Origin of the sequence: Paenibacillus sp. FSL K6-1217 (assembly GCF_045040735.1) — a bacterium.
GTDB lineage: Bacteria > Bacillota > Bacilli > Paenibacillales > Paenibacillaceae > Paenibacillus_AQ.
Genome location: NZ_CP150271.1, coordinates 4662260 through 4683519, shown reverse-complemented (window position 1 = coordinate 4683519; position 21260 = coordinate 4662260). Strand labels below are relative to the sequence as shown.

The 21260-nt window shown below is 55.9% G+C and carries 17 protein-coding genes; 10 read left to right on the top strand and 7 right to left on the bottom strand.

All coding sequences use genetic code 11. The features are described 5' to 3' along the window. The first annotated feature begins 53 nt into the window (after positions 1 to 53). Positions 54 to 1517, top strand: a complete 1464-nt coding sequence (locus MHH28_RS20605; protein WP_405105047.1) for a CoA-acylating methylmalonate-semialdehyde dehydrogenase — start codon at positions 54 to 56, stop codon at positions 1515 to 1517. Positions 1518 to 1548: 31 nt separating this feature from the next. Then, complete coding sequence (locus MHH28_RS20600) at positions 1549 to 2916, top strand: aspartate aminotransferase family protein (protein WP_405105045.1); 1368 nt, start codon at positions 1549 to 1551, stop codon at positions 2914 to 2916. Here MHH28_RS20600 and MHH28_RS20595 read toward each other — a convergent pair. Next, the gene (locus MHH28_RS20595) at positions 2882 to 4570 is read right to left on the bottom strand and encodes a PucR family transcriptional regulator (protein WP_405105043.1); all 1689 of its coding nucleotides are present in this window, start codon (positions 4568 to 4570) and stop codon (positions 2882 to 2884) included. The genes MHH28_RS20600 and MHH28_RS20595 overlap by 35 nt on opposite strands. A 303-nt stretch (positions 4571 to 4873) precedes the next feature. Between MHH28_RS20595 and MHH28_RS20590 the strand changes: the two genes are divergently transcribed. From MHH28_RS20590 to MHH28_RS20575, 4 genes are read left to right on the top strand one after another with little or no spacing between them, the layout of a single operon-like run. Continuing rightward, positions 4874 to 6265: an NAD(P)-dependent oxidoreductase gene (locus MHH28_RS20590; protein WP_405105042.1), complete on the top strand. Its 1392-nt coding sequence runs from the start codon at positions 4874 to 4876 to the stop codon at positions 6263 to 6265. A gap of 31 nt (positions 6266 to 6296) precedes the next feature. Then, positions 6297 to 7586, top strand: a complete 1290-nt coding sequence (gene preA / locus MHH28_RS20585) for an NAD-dependent dihydropyrimidine dehydrogenase subunit PreA (protein ID WP_405105040.1) — start codon at positions 6297 to 6299, stop codon at positions 7584 to 7586. A 1-nt stretch (position 7587) separates the two neighbouring features. Continuing rightward, complete coding sequence (hydA, locus tag MHH28_RS20580; RefSeq protein WP_405105038.1) at positions 7588 to 9015, top strand: dihydropyrimidinase; 1428 nt, start codon at positions 7588 to 7590, stop codon at positions 9013 to 9015. A gap of 1 nt (position 9016) precedes the next feature. Beyond that, positions 9017 to 9259 (top strand): hypothetical protein, encoded by a 243-nt coding sequence (locus MHH28_RS20575; protein WP_405105036.1) that lies wholly within the window; start codon positions 9017 to 9019, stop codon positions 9257 to 9259. A 51-nt stretch (positions 9260 to 9310) separates the two neighbouring features. On the opposite strand, the gene MHH28_RS20570 is transcribed toward MHH28_RS20575, so the two are convergent. Next, positions 9311 to 9985: a cohesin domain-containing protein gene (locus tag MHH28_RS20570; protein ID WP_405105034.1), complete on the bottom strand. Its 675-nt coding sequence runs from the start codon at positions 9983 to 9985 to the stop codon at positions 9311 to 9313. Between the two features lie 362 nt (positions 9986 to 10347). Between MHH28_RS20570 and MHH28_RS20565 the strand changes: the two genes are divergently transcribed. Further along, positions 10348 to 11721 (top strand): WG repeat-containing protein, encoded by a 1374-nt coding sequence (locus MHH28_RS20565; protein WP_405105032.1) that lies wholly within the window; start codon positions 10348 to 10350, stop codon positions 11719 to 11721. A 145-nt stretch (positions 11722 to 11866) separates the two neighbouring features. Here the strand turns inward: MHH28_RS20565 and MHH28_RS20560 are convergent, their stop codons facing one another. Together MHH28_RS20560 and MHH28_RS20555 are read right to left on the bottom strand one after the other, a co-directional pair. Then, positions 11867 to 12985 (bottom strand): response regulator, encoded by a 1119-nt coding sequence (locus MHH28_RS20560; RefSeq protein ID WP_405105030.1) that lies wholly within the window; start codon positions 12983 to 12985, stop codon positions 11867 to 11869. A gap of 2 nt (positions 12986 to 12987) precedes the next feature. Further along, positions 12988 to 16107, bottom strand: coding sequence for an ATP-binding protein (locus MHH28_RS20555; protein WP_405105028.1), 3120 nt, complete (start codon positions 16105 to 16107; stop codon positions 12988 to 12990). Positions 16108 to 16215: 108 nt separating this feature from the next. Here MHH28_RS20555 and MHH28_RS20550 point away from each other — a divergent pair, with 108 nt between their 5' ends. Continuing rightward, a complete protein-coding gene (locus MHH28_RS20550) occupies positions 16216 to 16854 on the top strand; it encodes a TVP38/TMEM64 family protein (RefSeq protein WP_405105026.1) in 639 nt (212 codons plus the stop codon). On the opposite strand, the gene MHH28_RS20545 is transcribed toward MHH28_RS20550, so the two are convergent. Together MHH28_RS20545 and MHH28_RS20540 are read right to left on the bottom strand one after the other, a co-directional pair. After that, complete coding sequence (locus MHH28_RS20545; protein ID WP_405105024.1) at positions 16840 to 18357, bottom strand: aminotransferase class V-fold PLP-dependent enzyme; 1518 nt, start codon at positions 18355 to 18357, stop codon at positions 16840 to 16842. The genes MHH28_RS20550 and MHH28_RS20545 overlap by 15 nt on opposite strands. Positions 18358 to 18550: 193 nt before the next feature. Beyond that, complete coding sequence (locus tag MHH28_RS20540; protein ID WP_173135932.1) at positions 18551 to 19027, bottom strand: DsrE/DsrF/DrsH-like family protein; 477 nt, start codon at positions 19025 to 19027, stop codon at positions 18551 to 18553. A gap of 305 nt (positions 19028 to 19332) precedes the next feature. Here MHH28_RS20540 and MHH28_RS20535 point away from each other — a divergent pair, with 305 nt between their 5' ends. Next, positions 19333 to 19647 carry a helix-turn-helix domain-containing protein gene (locus MHH28_RS20535; RefSeq protein ID WP_340750738.1) on the top strand — a complete coding sequence of 105 codons (315 nt, stop codon included), beginning with the start codon at positions 19333 to 19335 and terminating at the stop codon, positions 19645 to 19647. A 5-nt stretch (positions 19648 to 19652) separates the two neighbouring features. Next, positions 19653 to 20585: an IS3 family transposase gene (locus tag MHH28_RS20530; protein WP_405105022.1), complete on the top strand. Its 933-nt coding sequence runs from the start codon at positions 19653 to 19655 to the stop codon at positions 20583 to 20585. Positions 20586 to 20884: 299 nt separating this feature from the next. On the opposite strand, the gene MHH28_RS20525 is transcribed toward MHH28_RS20530, so the two are convergent. Then, positions 20885 to 21196: a hypothetical protein gene (locus MHH28_RS20525; RefSeq protein WP_405105021.1), complete on the bottom strand. Its 312-nt coding sequence runs from the start codon at positions 21194 to 21196 to the stop codon at positions 20885 to 20887. Between the last annotated feature and the right edge of the window lie 64 nt (positions 21197 to 21260).

Sequence of the window (21260 nt, the reverse complement as noted above, 5' to 3'; positions counted from 1 at the left end):
TCATCTCTTCTTCTAATTAGAGCATATGAATCTACGGGAAAGAGGTGCAGGACATGACACTGCTCACCGGGCAGGCCGGTAAGGTGAAGAACTATGTGAACGGAGCTTGGGTGGAATCCTCATCCGGGCGGCAGGAGGAGGTGTTCAATCCGGCGACAGGTGAGGTGATTGCCTATGTGCCGATCTCCGGCAGGGAGGAGTTGGATGCAGCAGTGCAGGCAGCTTCCAGAGCCTATTCCGCGTGGAAAAGAGTCCCCGTCCCGCGCCGGGCCCGCTATTTCTTCCAGTACCAGCAGCTGCTGGTACAGCATGCCCGGGAGCTGGCGGAGCTGATCACGCTGGAGAACGGCAAAAGCCTGGAGGAAGCGCTGGGCGAGGTGCAGCGCGGCATCGAATGCGTGGAATTCGCCGCAGGCGTTCCCACGCTGATGATGGGCAGCCAGCTGCCGGACATCGCGACAGGCGTAGAGTCCGGTATGTACCGCTATCCCCTGGGCGTTGTGGGCGGTATCGCCCCGTTCAACTTCCCGATGATGGTGCCCTGCTGGATGTTTCCGCTGGCGGTGGCCTGCGGCAACACCTTTGTGCTGAAGCCCTCTGAGCGGACGCCGCTGCTGGTGAACCGGCTGGCGGAGCTGTTCGCAGAAGCGGGCTTCCCGCCGGGGGTGCTGAATGTGGTGCACGGGTCGCATGAGGTGGTGGACGGCCTGCTTGCGCATGAGGCAGTGAAGGCGGTCTCCTTCGTCGGCTCGCAGCCGGTGGCGGAATATGTCTATAAGCAGGGGACTGCGCACGGCAAACGGGTTCAAGCGCTGGCCGGCGCGAAGAATCATTCCATCGTGCTGAAGGATGCCGATCTGGACCATGCGGTGAAGAATATTATATCCGCAGCCTTCGGCTCGGCGGGCGAACGGTGCATGGCCTGCGCTGTAGTTGTGGTGCAGGAGGACATTGCCGAAGAGCTGGTGAGCCGGATCGCTGAGGCCGCGGACGGGCTGAAGATCGGGAACGGCAAGGAGGAGGGTGTGTTCCTGGGCCCGGTCATCCGGCAGGCGAACAAAGACCGGACGATCGATTATATTGAAGCGGGACTTGCCGAGAAGGCAGTGCTGGTGCGGGATGGCCGGAAGGATGCTGCGGCCGCGGGCAGCGGCTATTTCCTGGGCCCGACGATCTTCGATCATGTGCAGCCGGGTATGAAGATCTGGCGTGACGAGATCTTCGCGCCGCTGCTGGCAGTGGTGCGGGTGAAGGATCTGCCGGAGGCGATAGCGGTCACGAATGAGTCGCCCTTCGCCAACGGAGCGTGCATCTATACTGACAGTGCCAGGGCGGTCCGCGAATTCCGCGAAGAGATCGATGCCGGGATGCTGGGCGTCAATCTGGGCGTGCCTGCGCCGATGGCATTCTTCCCTTTCTCAGGATACAAGAAGTCCTTCTATGGGGATCTGCACGCGAACGGCCGCGACGGCGTTGAATTCTACACCCGCAAGAAAATGATTACCGCGCGTTACTAAAAAGAATGAAAGCCAAGGAGGAGAGTGTGCCGTGCAGAGTCTGGGTAAAGAAAGCGAGCTGGCGGTTAAGAAGGACCAGCGGTATTTGTGGCATAATATGACCCCTTACAGTGAGCAGCATCCGCCGATGATTGCGGCCTCCGCAAGCGGCTCATGGGTTACCGATCTCGACGGAAACAAATTCCTGGACGGAATGTCCGGCCTGTGGTGCGTGAATGTGGGGTACGGGCGCAAGGAGCTGGCGGAAGCCGCGTATAACCAACTGCTGAGCCTGCCGTATTTCCCGCTGACGCAGAGCCATCTGCCGGCCATCGCCCTGGCTGAGAAGCTGAATGAATGGCTGGAGGATGAGTATGTTATCTTCTTCTCCAACAGCGGCTCGGAAGCGAACGAAGCAGCCTTCAAAATCGCCCGCCAGTACCAGCAGCAGACCGGCCAGCCTGACCGCCATAAATTCATTGCCCGCTACCGGGGCTATCACGGAAGCTCGCTGGGCGCCCTGGCGGCGACCGGGCAGGCGCAGCGCAAGTACAGGTACGAGCCGCTGGGCGGCGGGTTCCTGCATGTAGCGCCGCCGGACAGCTACCGCCGCCCGGACGGCATGACCGAAGAGGCGTTCAACCTCCAGTGTGCGCAGGCGATTGAGGATATGATCGTCTGGGAGGGCGTAGCGTCTGTAGCGGCGGTGATCATGGAGCCGGTCATTACCGGCGGGGGCGTGATTGTACCGCATCAGGTCTATATGGACCGGGTGCAGGAGATATGCCGTACCCACGGCGTATTGCTGATTATCGATGAGGTGATCTGCGGCTTCGGGCGGTCCGGCCGCAAGTTCGGACATCATAACTTCGGGATCAAGCCCGATATTGTCACAATGGCGAAGGGGCTGACGAGCGGCTATCTGCCCTTATCGGCTACCGCTGTACGCAAGGAGATCTATGAGGCCTTCAAAGATAACAGCGATGACTACGCGCACTTCCGTCATGTGAACACGTTCGGCGGCAATCCGGCCGCCTGTGCGCTTGCTCTCTGCAACCTGGAGATTCTGGAGCAGGAGCGGCTGATTGAACGCGCGGCGCTTCTGGGCCGCAGGCTGGCGGACGGGTTCGCCGGGCTGCTTGGGCATAAGCTGGTCGGGGATATCCGCAGCTTCGGGCTGGTCATCGGGATCGAGCTGGTGGCGGATAAGTCAGCCAGAGTACCCGCTGATCTAAGCGTGGTCAAGGGGATTATTGCCGACTGCAAAGCCAAGGGGCTGCTCATCGGCAAGAACGGTGACACGGTGGCGGGCTTCAATAACGTGCTCACCTTCGCACCGCCGTTGTCCTCAACAGATGAGGATGTGCAGTTCATCATCGATACCTTTACAGCTGTGCTGAACGGGAGCTGGGCAGAGTGAATTTCTCCGGGTACAGGAACTGGTAGGCGCGCAGTGCGACCTGGATGGAGATCCGGTTCTCCGGGAGCATGAAGTCTTCGCCGAGCAGCTCGGTGATTTTGTCCAGCCGGTAGTAGAGCGATTGCCTGACGATGAACAGGCTGCGGGCAGCGATCTGCTTCGACCCGTCATGATCGAGGTAGACGCGCAGCGTCAGCAGCAACTCGCTGCCCTTCGCCTCATCGTGGTCAATCAGCGGGCCGAGATAGCTGCGGATGAAGTTCTCCAGTGTCTTGCCGTCGTTCAGGCTCAGCAGGAGCTGGAAGACGCCTAATTCCTCATACATGAGCACCGGCTTCTGATAACAGGTATAGAGGGACAGCGCTTGTACGGCTTCCTGGTATCCGGCATGAGCATGCTTCAGACCCCTGTGGGACTTGCTGACTCCGATGATGAGCTGCAGGTCCTTCAGCTTCTCATCCGCGCGGATATGCTGCAACGAATCGAGCGCCTGCTGCAAGCGCAGCTTGCCGGGCAGCTTGGACTGGATATCCAGCGCAATGACGGTCAGCCGGTTGTTCTTCAGGGTGATCAGCGGCCGGAGGGAGTGCTTCTCGAAGATGGAGCGCAGAAGGAGTGAGAGGTGGAAGGTGATCGATTCCCAGTCATTCTCCGAGCTGTTCCATTTGACATCACGCGGATTCTCAATCTCGATCAGGCACACCCGGTATTGCAGCTCATTGACCAGGTTGAAGTCCGGGCCGACCAGCCCTTTGAGCCGGTTGTCATCCTGGCTGCGTCCAGAGGCCAGCTCATCCACCCACAGATTCTCCGAGAACAGCTTCCGTTCTTCCATGTACCGTGTGCGCAGCAGCTCCTGGGCAATCGACAGGGAGGCGGAATCCAGCAGCAGGCAGTCGAATTCCTGCGGCTTGTGATTACAGACCATCAGGATATAGGCCCAGGTCTGGTCCAAGGCTCCAACCGGCTTCACAGCAATGGTCTTGTGGCCGTATTCGCGGATATAGGGGGCGGCTTCCGGCTGGTTCCCCTCCATCTCTTCGCTGAAGGCTTCGAAGAAGCGGAGCAGCGGCTGCTGTTCCCCGGGCGCCAGGGCCGGGAAGAAGAGGGGCTTGCCTTGCAGCTGCATATAGAGAATCTGTGTGCGGGTGCTTTTACATAACAATTGGAGCACCTTAAGGGTTCCCTGGGAGGTTAGGGTCAGCCGGTGGAATTCGCGGGAGATGCTCTCCAGCTCTTGCAGCATCCGGTGGTGGCGGTTGATGATGAGGGAATGCAGATCGAGTGTAATGTCGACGAACCGTACAGTGCGGGTGAATTGAATCAGCGGAAAATCATGCAGGTCAGCCAGATCTGCCATCTCCTGCGGAATCGCATGGAAGTAAGCTCCCAGCTCAATGCACAGGCAGGCGGCGTTCTTGTCAATCAGATTCTGCATGAAAGACAGGGCGGCGTCCAGATCCGTGCCTGCGCTCATTCCGGTGGTCAGAATCATCTCTTCCCCATTGATCAGACTCTCCAGGCTCGCACTTTCCAGCACATGCACCCAGCGGATGGCCCGGTTCAGGCCGTTTCTTCCCCCGATCAGCTCAGCTTCAGCGAACAGCGGCCGCTTCAGCGCGTCGCGGATCGTAAATACAAGTTCCCAATCCATAAGCTTCCCCCTCATTACTTCGTTCTCAGGCCATTCTCACAGGTAAAAAAGTGACTTTTGGAATTAGACAATCTGTCTAATGTAACGAAAAAACGAATGGACTATAGTTTGAATATAATATGTCAGGAAACTTAACTTAAATTGGAGTGTGATTAGCAATTTTATCGGCTTGAAGTTTATTTTACTACAATAATTCTTACAAGTATGCAAAATATTAAGGCGATTATCGTAATAATGTTATATTATATAACATAAATCGAAGCCGAGAGTGGAAGCTACTTTGGCCAGAAGGAGGGGTACCCGATGGAGCAATCTTCACCGTTAACCACATTTACACCTGAGCTGTTCATGCGTAATTTTGCCGAGGCAGAGCCGGGGCTTACCCGCAAGGGAGCTATCGAAGAATCCAACCGCTGTCTGTACTGCTATGATGCGCCGTGTATCAAGGCCTGTCCGACCAGCATCAACATCCCTTCCTTCATCAAAAGAATCGCTACCGACAATCTCAGAGGGTCGGCGCAGACCATCATGGACGCCAATCCGGTCGGCGCAAGCTGCGCACGGGTATGTCCTACGGAGGAGCTGTGCGAGGGGGCCTGTGTGCTGAACGGCGCTTCCGCGCCGATTGAGATTGGCCTATTGCAGCGATACGCTACGGATTGGGCGATCCGCAGCGGGCTCCAGCTCTTCCGGGCAGGTGAGCCTAACGGCAAGAAAGTGGCGGTGATCGGCGGCGGACCGGCAGGTCTGTCAGCGGCCAGAGAACTGGCGCGTGAAGGCTTCCAGGTGGTGATCTATGAGGCGAAGCCACTGGCCGGAGGCCTGGATACCCACGGGATTGTCTCCTTCCGGCTGCCGCAGGATATCTCGCTCTGGGAAGTGGAGCAGGTGGAGGGGCTGGGCGTAGAGATCCGCACGGGAATGAAGGTGGGCGTGGATATTTCCATAGAAGAGCTTAAGGCCGGATATGATGCCATTGTGCTGGCGGCCGGGATGGGTTACGTCCCTCCGCTGGGGATTGAAGGCGAGAAGCTGTCTGGTGTCTATGATGCAATTGAGCTGGTGGAGACTACCAAGACCGGGATTCCTGCCCTGGAGCTGATGGGACAGCGTGTGGCTGTCATTGGTGCGGGCAATACGGCCATTGATGCGGCCACCTGCTCGGTGCGGCTCGGCGCGGCGAACGTGAAGATGATCTACCGCCGGACGCGCGGGGAGATGACGGCTTATGATTTCGAATATGAATTCGCCAAGCAGGAGGGTGTGGAGTTCAACTGGCTGACGCTGCCGAAGCGGATCATCGGGGATGAGCAGGGGAATGTCGCGGCACTGGAATGTGTGCGGATGGAGCTGACCGGTGAGGCCGGGCCGGATGGACGCCCCTCTCCCGCCCCGGTGGCGGGCTCGGAATTCCTGCTCCCGGTGGATGCCGTAGTGGTGGCTATCGGCCAGAAGCGGCGGATGGACCTCATTGAGGCGCTGGGGCTTAAGCATAAGCGGGGCGTAGTGGAGATTGATCCCGCGACCGGCCGTACCTCTGATCCGCAGATTTATGCTGCCGGCGATATTGTCTTCGGCGCAGGGACGGGGGAGGCCATGGTGGTCTCTGCCGCGCAGCAGGGCAAGGATGCTGCCTATGCGATTGTGAAGCAGTGGTCAGGCCGTCAGGATGGCGTAGTCGGCTCTGCCGTATAAAGCGTATTTCTTAGAAGGGGAGGGAATGGCAATGGCAGATCTCAGTATTGATTTTGCAGGCATCAAGTCACCGAATCCGTTCTGGCTGGCCTCTGCGCCGCCTACCAATACAGGCTATCAGGTGCAGCGTGCGTTCGAGGCAGGCTGGGGAGGCGCGGTGTGGAAGACGCTCGGGGAGCCGGTCATCAATACCTCGGCCCGGTTCGCCGCCGTTCATTTTGGCGGACAGCGTGTAGCGGGCTTCAACAACATTGAGCTGATTACCGACCGTCCGTTGGAGGTCAACCTGAAGGAAATCTATGAGACGAAGCGGAGATTCCCGGACCATACGATCATTGCTTCCCTGATGGTGGAGCCGAAGCGGGAGAAGTGGCATGAGATTGTGAAGCGCGTGGAGGCCATCGGTGTAGACGGTCTGGAGCTGAACTTCGGCTGTCCGCACGGCATGGCTGAACGCGGCATGGGCGCGGCTTCGGGCCAGCAGCCTGATCTGGTGCAGGCGCAGACCGCCTGGGTCAAGGAGGTGGCGACTACACCGGTCATTGTGAAGCTGACGCCGAACATCACCGACATTACCGTGGTGGCCCGGCATGCCGTCAAGGGCGGAGCGGATGCGATCAGCCTGATCAATACCATCAACAGCCTGGCCGGGGTGGACATCCACAGCTGGAATACGATTCCGAATGTTGGCGGCCAGGGAGCGCACGGCGGTTATTGCGGACCGGCCGTCAAGCCGATTGCCCTCAGCATGGTGGCGGAATGTGCCCGGGACCGTGAAGTTGGTGTGCCGATCTCCGGCATCGGCGGCATCTCCACCTGGCAGGATGTCGTCGAATTCATGCTGATGGGCTCGACAGGGATTCAGGTCTGCACAGCGGTTATGCATCATGGCTTCAGAATTGTGGAGGAGATGATCGACGGTCTGAACCATTACCTGGATGAGAAGGGGCTGGCTTCGGTAACCGAGCTGATTGGCAAGTCGGTGCCTAAGTATTCCAACTGGGGTGATCTCGACCTTAACTATCAAGTCGTTGCGCGGATCAACGGGGAGAACTGCATCAACTGCAATAAATGCCATATTGCCTGTGAAGACGCCTCTCATCAATGCATCGATATGCTGACGAATGCGGAGGGCAAGGCGATTCTGCAAGTGCGCGAGGAGGATTGTGTAGGCTGCAATCTGTGTTCGATTGTCTGCCCGGCAGACGGAGCCATTGATATGATTGCCCTGGACAACGGAGCGGCTCCGATGAGCTGGAATCAGCGCAGCCGGATCATCAGCGGGGTCAACGGTTCTTATTCGGAAGTGGAGGCGGGTTAAGATGAAGAAGCTCATCAAGCACGGAATTATCGTTACGGCGGCAGATACGTATACGGGAGATATCCTGATTGAGGATGGAATCATCAGCGGCATCGGCCTGGAGCTGGAAGCGCCGGGAGCGGAGATTATTGACGCTTCCGGCTGCTATGTCTTTCCGGGAGGGATCGATCCCCACACCCATCTGGATATGCCCTTCGGCGGTACGGTTACCGCCGATGACTTCGAGACCGGTACGATTGCCGCCGCTTATGGCGGAACTACAACGGTGATTGATTTCTGCTTGACCACGAAGGGGCAGCCGCTCCGGCAGGCTGTAGATACCTGGCACCACAAATCACAGGATAAAGCGGTCATCGACTACAGCTTCCACCTGATGGTGTCAGAGCTGAATGACAAGGTGCTCAGCGAGCTGCCGCAGATTATCGAACAGGAGGGTATCACCTCGCTGAAGGTGTTCATGGCCTACAAGAACACTTTCCAGGCCGACGACGGGGTGCTGTACAAGACGCTTCAGGCGGCGAAGCGTGAAGGGGCGCTGGTCATGGTACATGCCGAGAACGGCGATGTGATCGAATATCTGGTGGACCAGGCGCTGGCCGCAGGGAATACCGATCCGCTCTATCATGCGCTGACCCGTCCTCCTGAGCTGGAAGGCGAGGCCACCGGCCGGGCGGCCTATCTGACGGGACTGGCGGATTCACAGCTCTATGTGGTGCATGTTACCTGCGCCGAGGCGGCCTGGAAGATTGCCGAAGCCCGCAAGAAAGGGCTGCGTGTCTACGGCGAGACCTGCCCGCAGTATCTGGTGCTGGATCAGTCGGCGCTGGCGAAGCCGGACTTCGAAGGCGCCAAGTATGTCTGGTCTCCTCCGCTGCGCGAACAGTGGAATCAGGATGTACTCTGGGATGCGCTCTGGAGCGGAACGCTGCAGACCATCGGCTCCGATCAGTGCTCATTTAACTTCAAAGGGCAGAAGGAGCTGGGGCGGGGCGACTTCTCGAAGATCCCGAACGGTGGACCCACCATCGAAGACCGGTTCAGTGTCCTCTACTCCGAGGGGGTGCAGAAGGGCCGGATCACGCTGAACAAATTCGTGGATATCGTCGCCACCTCAAGCGCTAAGCTGTTCGGCCTGTTCCCGCAAAAGGGGACGATTGCCGTTGGCAGCGATGCCGATATCGTGATCTTCGACCCGGCAGTGGAGCGGATACTGTCGGCAGAGACGCATCATATGAATGTGGACTATAATGCGTTCGAGGGGCTTATGGTCAATGGAGAGCCGGTCTCTGTACTCAGCCGGGGGGAGTTCGTCATCCGGGACAAGGTCTTCGTCGGTGCCGCAGGCAAGGGCAAATATCTGCACCGCAAGCGCTTCGAAGCCGAAGCCCCCCGCCCGGCCCAGGCAGAAATCAGCGGAGGAGTGGTCTGAGATGTCAGCATTCGCAGAATTCGGCCGGGAACGGCAGGAAATTGATAATCTTATTGGGCAGGGCTATACCATCGCCGGTATCTATGAAGATCTGGATGGTGCCAGGGTGACCTTCATCCGCAGTGCGCCGGCCGGCGGGCCGGTGGAACTGCGGCTGCTCACAGCGGACGCGCGCAAGCATATGACGACCCTGCTGCTTGGCGGAAGCAGGCAGGCTGCTGCCGCCCAAGAGACCCTTATTTAAGTGGAATGCGTAGATTTACGGCGGACAGAATGAGCGGATACCGGGTGCCTTTTAGAGTAACTGGTTCGTACTGGACCCTGAAGAGAAGACGGACACGGACGGGGATTGGGTGATTTCGACCCTTGCCGGGGAGTTAGCAGTGACATCGGGCGAGTAGAGATAGAAGCTGTCCGCAGCTTCAGAGGTGCGGATTCTGGTGAATTCATTGGCCAGGCTGATCGTTGAGGAGGAGGCAAGCGTAAGGGCTTTGACCCGCAGCTTGAACGTAACCAGAGTCTGGTCAACCGCCGGAATATTCTGCTGTCCGCCGCCCGCCTCAACCTGTATATCGATGCCGCGCATACTGGTGTTTTTTCCAAGATAGATGCTGCCGTCCACGGGACTCTGGAAATTGAACTGGAGCAGGTTATTCACCTCACTTCCAGCCGTATAGTTACCTTCCGCATAGACTGAATGCTGTGTATATTCAAGGTTATCGAATACCTGGCTGTCGTATTGGACAATGAAGTTAAGATAGCTGTAGCCGCGGTCATTGGGCGCGAAGCCTGTTAAATGCACCAGCACCGTCACCTCCTCCCCTGGAGCATAGACCGCTCGGTCCGTGGTGATTTCAACAGACATCGCAGGCGCAGTGTTATCCACCGCAGCCTCACGAATCATAGATAACATAAGCGGCAATACCTTCATCCCTCTGACTGCCTGCTTGAATTTACTTCTTGTATTCATGTTACATCCCCCATTGCCATCATAATGATGCATCTCTATGCATGAATGATCTTGTATATGAACAATGGTAACAATTGTCACTGATAAAACACTGATAAACGTCGAACTATGGCGTAAAATATCGAGTGTTTTTTTTCCATGCGCAAAACTGGAACAGATTTACCAGATGGTATTGGCGGCAGACAGTATGTCGTTCAGACCAGAATGATGCTACCGTAGCACGTGATTCTAACAACAATGTTATAATTTCTTTAACTGGGAATTAATTGATAATATAGCCGATTCCTTAGAATGGTAGGAGGGTGGCTATATCACTTAGATTCTTCGATGAAATAAAAACCAAAGGAGCTGAATTGTAAGATATGAGCAAATCAATAAAAGCGCTGGTCTCATTTTTCCTTGTTATATTCTTTCTTGTAATGGTCAGTAAAGAGTCTGCATTTGCGAAAAATGGAATTCGAGTGATTTTGTATGGAAATCTTCTTCAAGAAAAGCACTCACCCATTATGAAGAACAATACGGTGTTGGTTCCATTTAAAGGGATACTCGAAAAACTAGGTTTTAATATTAGCTATGATTCAGCAAGTAAAACAATCTCTGGGCATAAGACAGGCACTACTATTAAATTAGTTATCAATCAAAATACGGCTTGGATTAATGATATTCCAACTACCCTTCAAGTAGCTCCACAGATAATGGATGGGGCAACATTTGTACCACTTCGTTTCATCGGGGAAGCCAGCAGTCTCGAAGTGAAGTGGTACGGGGACTCTCGGATTGTCTCATTATATTCTAAGCAAAATCTTTTTCCGGTATCACGCGGAGGGCAATTTGGCTACATTGATGCGGAAGGCAAAATGGTTATTGATTATCAAACAAAATTTACAGATGCCTATGCTTTTAATGAAGGACTAGCCATTGTATATTCAAATGCTAAATTTGACGGATTTATCAATCAACAAGGGAATAAAGTAATATCAAAGGGAAACTACTACGATGCTAAGGAGTTTTCAGAGGGGCTTGCGGCATATAGAACGCTTAGTACCGCAACGGATTATGCTGTATCTAACTATGGTTATATGGACCTTACAGGAACTAGTGTTATAAAACCGCAATTCAAAAAAGCTAATAAATTCTCCGAAGGATTGGCTGCTGTCCAGGTGGGGAGTGGATATGGATACATTAATTCTTCCGGGAAAATAGTAATTAAAGCACAATATAACAGCGCTAATGATTTCTCTGAAGGTGTTGCTCTGGTCACAATAAATGGCACTTCCCGTTATATCGATAAGAAAGGGAAGTTTTTGTTCAATTCAAGTTATAAAAATGGGGAGTCTTTTTCAGAGGGATTGGCGGCTGTTAAAGCAGGAGTTAACTATGGCTTTATTGATAAGAAAGGAAAATTAGTGATTCCTGCTAAGTATGAGGAGGTCCACTCTTTTTCAGAAGGAATGGCGGCTGTTAAAATCAATGGAAAGTCAGGTTATATAGATAACAAAGGAAAACTGCTTATTCCTAACCAATTGGATGCAGCGAGCGACTTTCATGAAGGACTTGCAGTGGCAGAATCGGGAGGAAAGACCGGATTCATTAATAAAACAGGAGCCTGGGTTATTCAACCAACGCTTGAATGGGCTGGACCCTTTTCTAAGGGGCTTGCTTACGCATATAGTGTTGATGGAGAAGTATACATTAATAAGAACGGTCAGATTGTGTGGAGAAGAAGCCAACCTTAACAACGGAATGAATGGTTAAATGATAAAAGAGACTGACCGCAAACGGAGTTGTATTGTAAAGGGACGACAATCATTCGCTAAGTTCGAATGATTGTCGTCCCTTTACTGTTAGTTTCCCAAGCATATGATAAAAGAATTTCGGCGGCTATTTCCCCAGCCGCCGGTATTCCTCCACGAACCAGTCCGGCAAACCATCGCCGGTCTCTGCGGTGTAGGATTCACTGAACTGGGTGAATTTACGCTGGGCGCGCAGGGGTTTGCCGGTCTCGTAATAGATGGCGATCAGCCGCAGGGCGTAGTTCTCCTCCAGCGGCTCCAGCTCAGTCAGGCGCACGGCGTAATCCTCGGCCTCGTAAGGCCGTGCAGCCTGCACTAATCCTTGCGTAAGCTGCTCCAGCAGCTTAAGATACAGCCGGCGGTATTTGTCACGGGCGGAATAGACCCAGAGGCTGTCCAGCGACTGAAGCAGATCACCGGTGTACAGGGCGGCTGCCTGCTGCATATCCTCCAGCCGGGTGTTCTGAAGCGCAAGGGCGGCAGCCTCCTGGAATTGCTCAAGGTCCCCCTCAATGCCCCTGGATTCCAGCCTGTAATTCTCCCTGCCGAAGGTCAGCTCAATCTTGTCCTCCAGCGCAGCCTTCTTCAAGGTTGTGCGGATCTGGTAGATCGTAGTATGTAGATATTGCTTGCCCTTCTCGTAATTCCACTTCGGAAACACATCATTCAGAATTACGCTGACGCTGCCCTGCCTGTGAATCCACAGATACGCAAATAATTCCTGTGCTTTATGTGTCCGCCACTTCACCACGCCCTGAGGGCTGATCAATTCATTATCCCCCAGCAGACGGAACGCGGTTGTCATCCCGGCTGTTCCGGTTGCTCCGGCGGGAGCCTGCGCCAGACGCTTAGTGAGCAGCTTGTTCCAGGTCTTCAGCAGGCGCGAGGGATCCACGGGCTTCAGCAGATAATCCATCGCAGACAGGTCGAAGGCTTCGACAGCATAATTGCGGTAGGCGGTTACGAATACGATGTCTGTGTCCGGAGAGAACGGCAATAGCTTCTCGGCAAAAGCCAGACCGGACAGCTCCGGCATCTGGATGTCCAGGAAGAGGACATCCGGCTTCAGCTCGGCAGCGGCTGCCAGGGCTTCGCGCGGGTTATCGTAAGTCAGGACAGAGGAGATGCCTTCACACTGGAGCAGCAGCTCCTTCATGTGATCCAGTGCCGGCCATTCGTCATCAATTACCATTACAGAGATGCTCATACTCAGGAGACCTCATCTTTCCATGGGATTGTAATCAATACATCTATACCCCCGCTGGCTCCCCGTGTAAGAATCAGCGGACGCCCGAACTGGGTCAGCAGCCGGCGGTTAATGTTCCGCAGGCCGATCCCGGTGCCTTCGCCATGCGCAGACCGGTAGTCGTCTTTCATCCACGAGGAAAGCTGTTCATCGCTCATTCCCTTCCCGTTATCCGAGACGGTGATCAGGATAACATCGCCCTCCTGCCGGGTGGAGATGATCACGGTTCCTCCGTCGATCTTCTCCATCAGTCCGTGCCGGACGGCATTCTCCACGATGGGCTGCACAATCAGCGGCGGGAGCGGGAATTCACTGACCTCGATCTGATACACGGCCGTCAGCCTTTTCCCGAACCGGGCCTGCTCCAGCGACAGATAAGCTTCGATCAGCTCCAGCTCCTTCTCGAACGGAATGGCGGTCTCCTGATTGCTGAAGTCGAAGCTGCCGCGCAGGAAATGGCTGAGATCGTATAGCAGCTGCTGCGTCTTCTCGGTGTCACGCGTACTCATCCAGATGATTGTATTAATGGCGTTGTAGAGAAAATGCGGTTTGATCTGCGCACGCAGCATGGCGATCTCCGAGCTGAGCCGCTCGGACACGGACCGTCTTAGCTGGACAAGCGTATTGACCCGTCCCTTGAGATCGCTCCAGACGTAGGGCTTATGAATAAAATCATTGGCTCCGGCGCGGAAGGCCGCCTCGTTGAAGTGAAGCTGTTGCCCGGCGGTAGCCATCAGGATCGGCAGGTCCAGCGGGGTATAGGTCTGGCGGATGATCCTGCACAGCTCAAGGCCGGACATCTCCGGCATCATAACATCGATAATGCAGAGATCGAATTGACGGTCTACGGCCAGCAGTGCCAGCGCCTCCTTGCCGCTGCTGCGGCTGGCGATGCTGTAATTCTCCAGCGCCAGCAGGTTGGTCAATGCCTTCAGGTTGGCATAATCGTCATCTACGATCAGGACACGCGGTGCATAGGGATCGGCTTGACTGCTGGACTGCGGCGGATCAGCCGACCGGTATTTATAGAGATCATCCAGCATTTCCGGCTGGGTATACTCGGTTCTTAAGAGCGCCTGCTCTCCGGCTTGGGCGGCAGCGGCGGCTTCCGCCGGGGTGCCGGGTAGCGTGAAGGTGAACGTGCTGCCCCGGCCCACCCGGGAAGAGACGGAGATGCTCCCGCCATGCAGCTCTACCAGCTTGCGGCTGATCGCAAGGCTCAGCCCGAGGCCCCCGGTCTCCAGTGAATCGGCCTCGCTAATCTGTTCGTAGTCGCGGAAGATGGACTCCAGCTGATCCTCGGGAATCCCCTTTCCGGTATCGGTGACGGCTATGGAGATGAACGCCTCCTGCCAGGCCGCTTCAATGACTACGCTGCCGCGCTCTGTGAATTTCAGCGCATTATCCAGCAGGGTATAGAGAATCTGCATCAGCCGCTGCTCATCAGCCTGGACCAGGAAGCGGCCCGGCGGAATATGGTTTTTGATGCGGATGCTGCCCTTTTTGTTCAGGAACTGGAAGACCTCAATGACAATGGCCGCCACGCCCTGAATATCTACGGTACCATATTGCAGGGTGATGCGCTGGCGCTTAATCTGTTCATAATCCAGAATATCCCGGACGAGGAAGGCCAGCCTTTTGCCGGTACCGAGAATCAGCCGCATATCCTCCCGCTGGGACGGGCTTAGCGGTCCTCCGGCCCCTTCATGCATGGATAATGCTACATTAATGATGGCATTCAGCGGCGTCCGCAGCTCGGCGGAGGTCTTGAGCAGGAATTCGTCCTTATCCCGGTCCCTTTGCTCAAGCTGCCGGGACAACTCCTTAATGGTCCGGTATGCATGGGCATGGCGCGCCGACAGGAACAGGCCTTCGGCAAGAATGAAGATCGGACCGGCTACCGGAGGAACAGCGTAGAGTTCCGTGCCGAAGAACAGATTACTGACCAGGGATAAGGTGAACATGACAGCAGCAATGACACCGATCAGCAGATAGGAGGAGCCGGTCTCCCGCAGCCAGGCCGCCTTGACCATAACATAGAAGGTATAGCAGACAGAGATGAAGCTGAAGGCCAGCAGCAGTCCTGTAATCCGGGAATATACGGGCAACGGGCTTAGAAGTACAACGATGCAGAAGCTTAAGGCATACACAGAACATATCCGTTTGAACAGCCGGGAATAGAGTGCGGGAAATAATGAATAGGTGTAGCTGGCAACACAATAGAACGCCACTACGCCGGACATCGCCTGTAGCTTACTGAATCCCTCATAGGAAATAGAGGGCAGGTATTCAAAGAGCAGCTTCTCGCTGTGCGTCAGCATATAAAGGGCGACAGTGAAGCAATAGATGGCCAGCTGGAGCGAAGACTTGTCCTCTTTACGCTGAAAGCCCTGGCCGAAAAAGTAAAAGCCGATAAAAGCAAAGCCTGCTACCAGTAAAATATCGTAGGTCCGGTTCCGCTGGTCGATGGCATGTATGGCAGCGGGGGTACCGATTCGTATAGACTCGGCAATGCCTCCGCTTGAATAGGTGAAGTTGGATGTATGTATCAGAATCTCCGCCACGTTGTCCTTGCTGTGGAACGTCAGGGAGTATGGATGGTTGCGCGGCTTCGTCGTCTCCGGGGATTCACCCGGCGTTCCGCTTCCGCCCAGCCGCTCGCCATTGACATATACCTCGCTGGCATTGCGGATATTGCCCACCTTGAGGGCGAAGGCAGTAACCTCCGGCGGCAGCTCAACCAGCAGGCGGTAGGTCGCATACCCGTAGCGGGAGAAGCTGGTAGCCTCTGATCCCCGGCCCCAAGCGCCGGGTACAGGCATGTAGGCAGGTGCCTCTGCGGTTCCGGATAGGGTATTCTGCGGTTCCAGCAGATCCTGCCAATAGAATTCCCATTCCCCTCCCAGCGGGTAGACGGCAGAATCATCGAAGGTGCAGGAGGACAGATCGGCCCATCCTGACCGTGGGCTGTAGCAGGCAGACGGGGAGCCGAGCAGGGGAATCAGCACCACTGCGGTGAGCAGGCCGATGCATAGCATGGCGAGTACTCTTTTGGCCAGCAGACTATAATCAAATGTTCTCATAATTTCATCATATCCCCGGCAGCTTGTGCTTGTCCACCCTCCTTCTACTTCCCGCCGGAAGTGTTGTATAATTGAATTTCATATCGTACCCTGAGGAGCGCTGAAGAAATGTTCTTTTTAAATATTATGTCATGGCTGACCGAGGAGCGTCTGCTGCAGCTGCTGGAGCAATACCGCTCGCTCGGGCCGCTGCCCGGTGTGGGGCTCACCTTCATGAAATCATTCGTGCCTCCGCTGCCGACCATAGCGATTGTGGGGCTTAACGGGGCGGTATACGGCTTATGGCTGGGGTTCCTCTATTCCTGGATCGGACTTGTCGCAGGCTGTACGGTCACTTTTCTGATTATCCGCAAAATTGCCGGGCATCCCTACCTTACCAAGTGGGCCAAGCGGCCCAAGGTAGCCAAAGCCATGACCTGGGTCCGCCAGAGCGGGTTCAGCTATGTGTTCCTGCTTAGTCTGTTTCCGGTGGGTCCGTTCGTGGTGATTAATATGGCGGCGGGGCTGGCCGGAATGAGGCTGCGCTCTTATCTGATTGCCCTATGTGCCGGCAAAGCCATTATGGTATTTGCGGTATCCTACATCGGCAATGATGTGCAGCAGTTCATCCGTCATCCGGCGGAGATCATCTATGTGCTGCTGTTTATCGGAGCTTCACTCTGGGGGGTTAAAGCGATTGAAGCCAGGTTCGCCCGGCAGGCGCGGGAACGGGAGCTGCGCGGCAAACCGCCGCTACAGCACAAATAATTCACGGATATCGCCCTCGGAGGCGCCTCGTTCTCCGGTATGCAGCCAGCTGTTGGTGACTGCGTTGTAGCGGTAATCCCTGCTCCAACCTTCTATATGGCTGACGATAGACTGCACGGCGAAGACCATATGATCGACCTCGCGCTCGGTCATGATCGGGTGCAGGGACAGGCGGACCCAGCCCGGCTTCAGCGACTGGTCCCCTGCGTGGATCGCCTGGATGAACGCCTGGGACTGTGCGGGGTTCACGCCAAGCAGCTGATGGCCGTACGGACCGGCACAGGAGCAGCCGCCGCGCGCCTGAATGCCGAAGCGGTCATTCAGCAGCCGTACTGCGAGGTTGTAATGAATCTCCTTCAGCGTGAAGGAGACAATGCCATGGCGCTTACGGTGTACGCCTTCCAGCACAGAGCAGCCGGGAATCTGCGCAAGCCCGGAGAGCAGCTTCCGGCACAGCTCCTGTTCGCGGACGACCATATATTGTCCGCTACCGTTCATCTGCTCCTTCAGCTTCACGCAGAGCGCGGTGCGGATCGCCTGCAGGAAGCCGGGGGTGCCCCCGTCCTCGCGGACCTCCACATCGTCGATGTAACGGCGGCCGCCCCAGCGGTTGACCCATACCACGGTGCCGCCGCCGGGCTCATCCGGCAGGCGGCCGGTGCAGAGCGCGGTATCGAACAACAGCACTCCGCTGGTTCCGGGGCCGCCGAGGAACTTGTGCGGCGAGAAGAAGATGGCATCCAGCTTCTCCTGCGGGGCTGCCGGATGCATATTGATCGCCTCGTAAGGGGCACTGGCTGCGAAATCGACGAAGCACACCCCGCCATGCCGGTGCATGAGCGCAGCAAGCTGATGATACGGGGTCGCGATGCCGGTAACATTCGAGCAGGCGGTGAAGGAGCCGATCTTGAAGCGGCGGTTCCGGTAGCTTAGCAGCAGCTCTTCGAGCCTCTTCAGATCCACCTCTCCGCCCGGCCCGGAGGGAACGGTGACCACATCGCCGAAGCTCTCCTGCCAGGGCAGCAGATTGGAATGATGCTCCATATGGGTGACGAAGATAACCGGGCGCTCCTCCGGTGTGCAGAGATATTCCTGCTTCAGCCATTCCGGCAGCTTCAGGCCCATCATCCGCAGCAGCTTGTTCACCGCGCCGGTGGTGCCGTTGCCGCAGAAGAGCAGGGCATCTGCGGGAGCGGCATTTACATGCTGCCGGATGATATTCCTGGCCTCCTGGTAAGCCAGGGTCATGGTCAGGCCTGTGGTGTTGGAGTCGGTATGCGGGTTGCTGACATAGGGGCCGAAGGTGTCCTGTATTTTGCGCTCAATCGGCTCATACAGGCGGCCGCTGGCCGTCCAGTCGGCATACAGCAGCGGCTGCTGTCCGTAGGGGGTGGAGATCAGATGGCGGGTCCCGACAGTATGCTCACGGAATACCGCGAAATGCTCTTGCAGTGAAGACGGCGCCTCTGCCGCAGCGGTGCGGTGGATACTCAACACGGACAATCCCTCCAGGCAATGAATGCTCTATCGTTGAGACGGATTCCGGCAGGCACTGGCGCTGCTCAAGTATAGCTTCAACCCAAGCTAATGGCTGCCTGCCGCGCGTTACCGAACCGTCTTCGTCTGCCTCAGTATATGCCCGGTGATGAAAATAGGTTAAAGCCCATGGCGGCTCAGATTCGCCGCTCACCGCCGCTCAGATAAAGAGCTGGATATCGCTCTCCAGCGCATCCTTCAGATACGCGGCGGCATCGATAATCTCCACCTCGGGCAGCAGCTCCTCCGGCTTGAAGCCCATGATCTCCACTGAGAGCTTGCAGGCGTAGAACTTGATGTTCTTTTTGCGCGCCCCCTTCAGGAAATGGATCAGCTTCGGTGCCCCCTGATCCTCTATCATCTCCTCCAGCATCAGCTTGCCAAGCCCGCTGAAGTTCATCCGCGAGAGCGGCAGCTGCTCCGGCCCCTTGGGAGTAATGACATCCATCAGCTTCTCGTAGATACTCTTGTCCGCAAGCGTCATCGTCTCCGGGTCCCGGACGAGAAACAGCCCCCAGAACGAGAAGAACATCGTAACCTCCACCTCAATATCCCTGGCCGCATTTGCCAGAATCAACCCGGCCATCGCCTTGTCATACTCCCCGCTGAACATCAGCAGGTTGAGTTTTTTGCCCATTCTTTAGCCCTCCATCGGTATCCATAGAATGTCATTAGTATGGTTAGGAAGAGGGAAAGTATGCCTGCCGCCCGGCCGGAAGCCACAGAAAAAGGCCCCCTGGCGGGAGCCTGAAATGTACATATTGTGCTGGCACGCAGGCGCATGGCCTGAATGCATGCCAAAAACAGCATACATTGTGCTCGCTAGCATGTACATGGCCCGAATGTATGTGAAAAACAGCATACATTCTCCACAGCCCCCTAATGAAGTTGGAGTCCTCCCCCACAAAAAGGTAGACTAGATACAGGAGGAGGATGAACACTATGGGACACCTAACGGGAACAAGAGAGAAGGCAGCGCAAGAGGTGTTATCTGGCATTAAGGCGGCGGTGGTTGCCCGAAAGTATGGGGTGACTCCGTCCACGGTGAATCAGTGGGTGAGGGATTACCGGGAAGCCCATGGAGAACAAGATCATCCGTACCCCCAGGAGCAGGTAGAGGAACTGAAGCGCCTGGTAGAGGTCGAGCAGAAATATGAGAAGGCGGTGAAGATGCTCGGTGAAAAGGAGTTAGAGATTGAGATTCTGCGTGAACTGCTAAAAAAGCCCACCCCTGCTTATCCGAAAAAATCGAGGTAGCCGAGATGTTCATTAAGCAGGGATATTCCGCAGCGTTGGTACTACGTCTCATCGGGCTCGCAGAGTCCACGTACTACGACCGTAAGAAACGCAAGTCACAGGATGCACAGGCCGTACTCCAGGGGCGCGGAAGACCCGTACCCGGCTACTCTCTGACCGAATCGGGAGAGAAGATTAGCGACGAGCAGATCCAGGAAATGCTCCTGGAACTGGTCGCTGGAGAAGAGCACGTGTACGGGTACAAGCTGCTGGCCAAGTGCTTGTGGAACCAGCACCAGCTGAGGCTCAATCACAAGAAAAGCTACCGGCTATGTCAGGCGCTGGAGATCCTGCAGCCCCAGCGTCACAAGCGCTTTAAGCATCCCCGGAAGCTGCCGGAGAACCGAGTCATTACCGGCCCGGGCCAGCTCTGGCAGATGGACATTAAATACGGATATGTGGCAGGACGGGACCGGCATTTCTTCGTTCTGAGCATTATCGATGTGTTTACCCGGGTCATCGTCGGTTATCACCGCGGATCGTCGTGTGAGGCCAAGCACGCCTGCCAGACGCTGGGACGCGCCATGGAGCAACACTGCGCCCCTGGCAGCGCGCGCCCGGTGATCCGCACCGACAACGGCCCCCAGTTCGTCAGCCATCTGTTTGGCGACATGTGTGAAAGCTGGGAAATGACCCATGAACGCATTCCGCCTCGAACGCCGGATTTAAATGCTTTTATTGAATCGTTCCACAGTAATATCGATCGGGATTTGTTCCGCAAAGAGGCCTTCGACACGTTCGAAGAGGCCTATGAAGCGGTGGACCGGTACATGGACTTTTACAACAACCGTAGAATGCATACGAGCCTTCTCAACATGCCGCCAGCTACCTTTGCGGAGTGGGTGCTGACCCTAGAAGACCGCTCCAGCTTCTTCTGGCCGAGAAAAAAGGCGAAATAAAGAGCAGCGCTACGACAAGTACCGATTTGATACGGAGGACTCCGGGATAAGGGGGTCGCACCGCATTGTACTCGCTAGCAGGTACATGGCCCGAATGTATGCGAAAAACAGCATACATTGTGCTCGCACGCAGGCGAATGGCCGAATGTATGCTAAAAACAGCATACATTGTACTCATCGCAGGCGTATGGCCCAAATGTATCCGGATAGAGAGGCTTAGGACGAATGGTGGCCGGGTTACTCCAGGTTGTCTCCAATCCGCTATCTCTGCTCCCTGATACTAATTCGTACCGTATGCCTCAATGCTCATCCCGATGTTCAACCTCAGCCTGGCGGGCGTTGTCGTAGCGGCGGGCGGACAGCCAGATGCTGCCGGTGAACAGGACGATCAGGCCCAGAATAATGCCGAAGCGCCAGTCCCCGGCCTTGAAGTTGAGCTGAAGGACGGTAAGCACCAGGGCGACCTGGGTCCAGACAAGGGTCCGTTTGCGGAAGGCGGTAATGTCTCCGGCCATCTTCGGCATCCCGCGGATGATGCGGTACGCCAGGAGGGCGAGGATCAGCGCAAACAGGGCGGTTCCGGCCAATTCGCCGGCAGTCAATTTATTCATAGTCTCAGAATCCTTTCGGGATAACATCGGAATTAACCTAATTATAACGATACCGGTTTCCGCG

Excerpts from the sequence above, each read along its gene's own strand:
- MHH28_RS20605 (WP_405105047.1), top strand. The coding sequence starts at position 54 with ATGACACTGCTCACCGGGCAGGCCGGTAAGGTGAAGAACTATGTGAAC.
- MHH28_RS20595 (WP_405105043.1), bottom strand. The coding sequence starts at position 4,570 with ATGGATTGGGAACTTGTATTTACGATCCGCGACGCGCTGAAGCGGCCG.
- MHH28_RS20590 (WP_405105042.1), top strand. The coding sequence starts at position 4,874 with ATGGAGCAATCTTCACCGTTAACCACATTTACACCTGAGCTGTTCATG.
- preA (WP_405105040.1), top strand. The coding sequence starts at position 6,297 with ATGGCAGATCTCAGTATTGATTTTGCAGGCATCAAGTCACCGAATCCG.
- hydA (WP_405105038.1), top strand. The coding sequence starts at position 7,588 with ATGAAGAAGCTCATCAAGCACGGAATTATCGTTACGGCGGCAGATACG.
- MHH28_RS20575 (WP_405105036.1), top strand. The coding sequence starts at position 9,017 with ATGTCAGCATTCGCAGAATTCGGCCGGGAACGGCAGGAAATTGATAAT.
- MHH28_RS20570 (WP_405105034.1), bottom strand. The coding sequence starts at position 9,985 with ATGAATACAAGAAGTAAATTCAAGCAGGCAGTCAGAGGGATGAAGGTA.
- MHH28_RS20565 (WP_405105032.1), top strand. The coding sequence starts at position 10,348 with ATGAGCAAATCAATAAAAGCGCTGGTCTCATTTTTCCTTGTTATATTC.
- MHH28_RS20560 (WP_405105030.1), bottom strand. The coding sequence starts at position 12,985 with ATGAGCATCTCTGTAATGGTAATTGATGACGAATGGCCGGCACTGGAT.
- MHH28_RS20555 (WP_405105028.1), bottom strand. The coding sequence starts at position 16,107 with ATGAGAACATTTGATTATAGTCTGCTGGCCAAAAGAGTACTCGCCATG.
- MHH28_RS20550 (WP_405105026.1), top strand. The coding sequence starts at position 16,216 with ATGTTCTTTTTAAATATTATGTCATGGCTGACCGAGGAGCGTCTGCTG.
- MHH28_RS20540 (WP_173135932.1), bottom strand. The coding sequence starts at position 19,027 with ATGGGCAAAAAACTCAACCTGCTGATGTTCAGCGGGGAGTATGACAAG.
- MHH28_RS20535 (WP_340750738.1), top strand. The coding sequence starts at position 19,333 with ATGGGACACCTAACGGGAACAAGAGAGAAGGCAGCGCAAGAGGTGTTA.
- MHH28_RS20530 (WP_405105022.1), top strand. The coding sequence starts at position 19,653 with ATGTTCATTAAGCAGGGATATTCCGCAGCGTTGGTACTACGTCTCATC.
- MHH28_RS20525 (WP_405105021.1), bottom strand. The coding sequence starts at position 21,196 with ATGAATAAATTGACTGCCGGCGAATTGGCCGGAACCGCCCTGTTTGCG.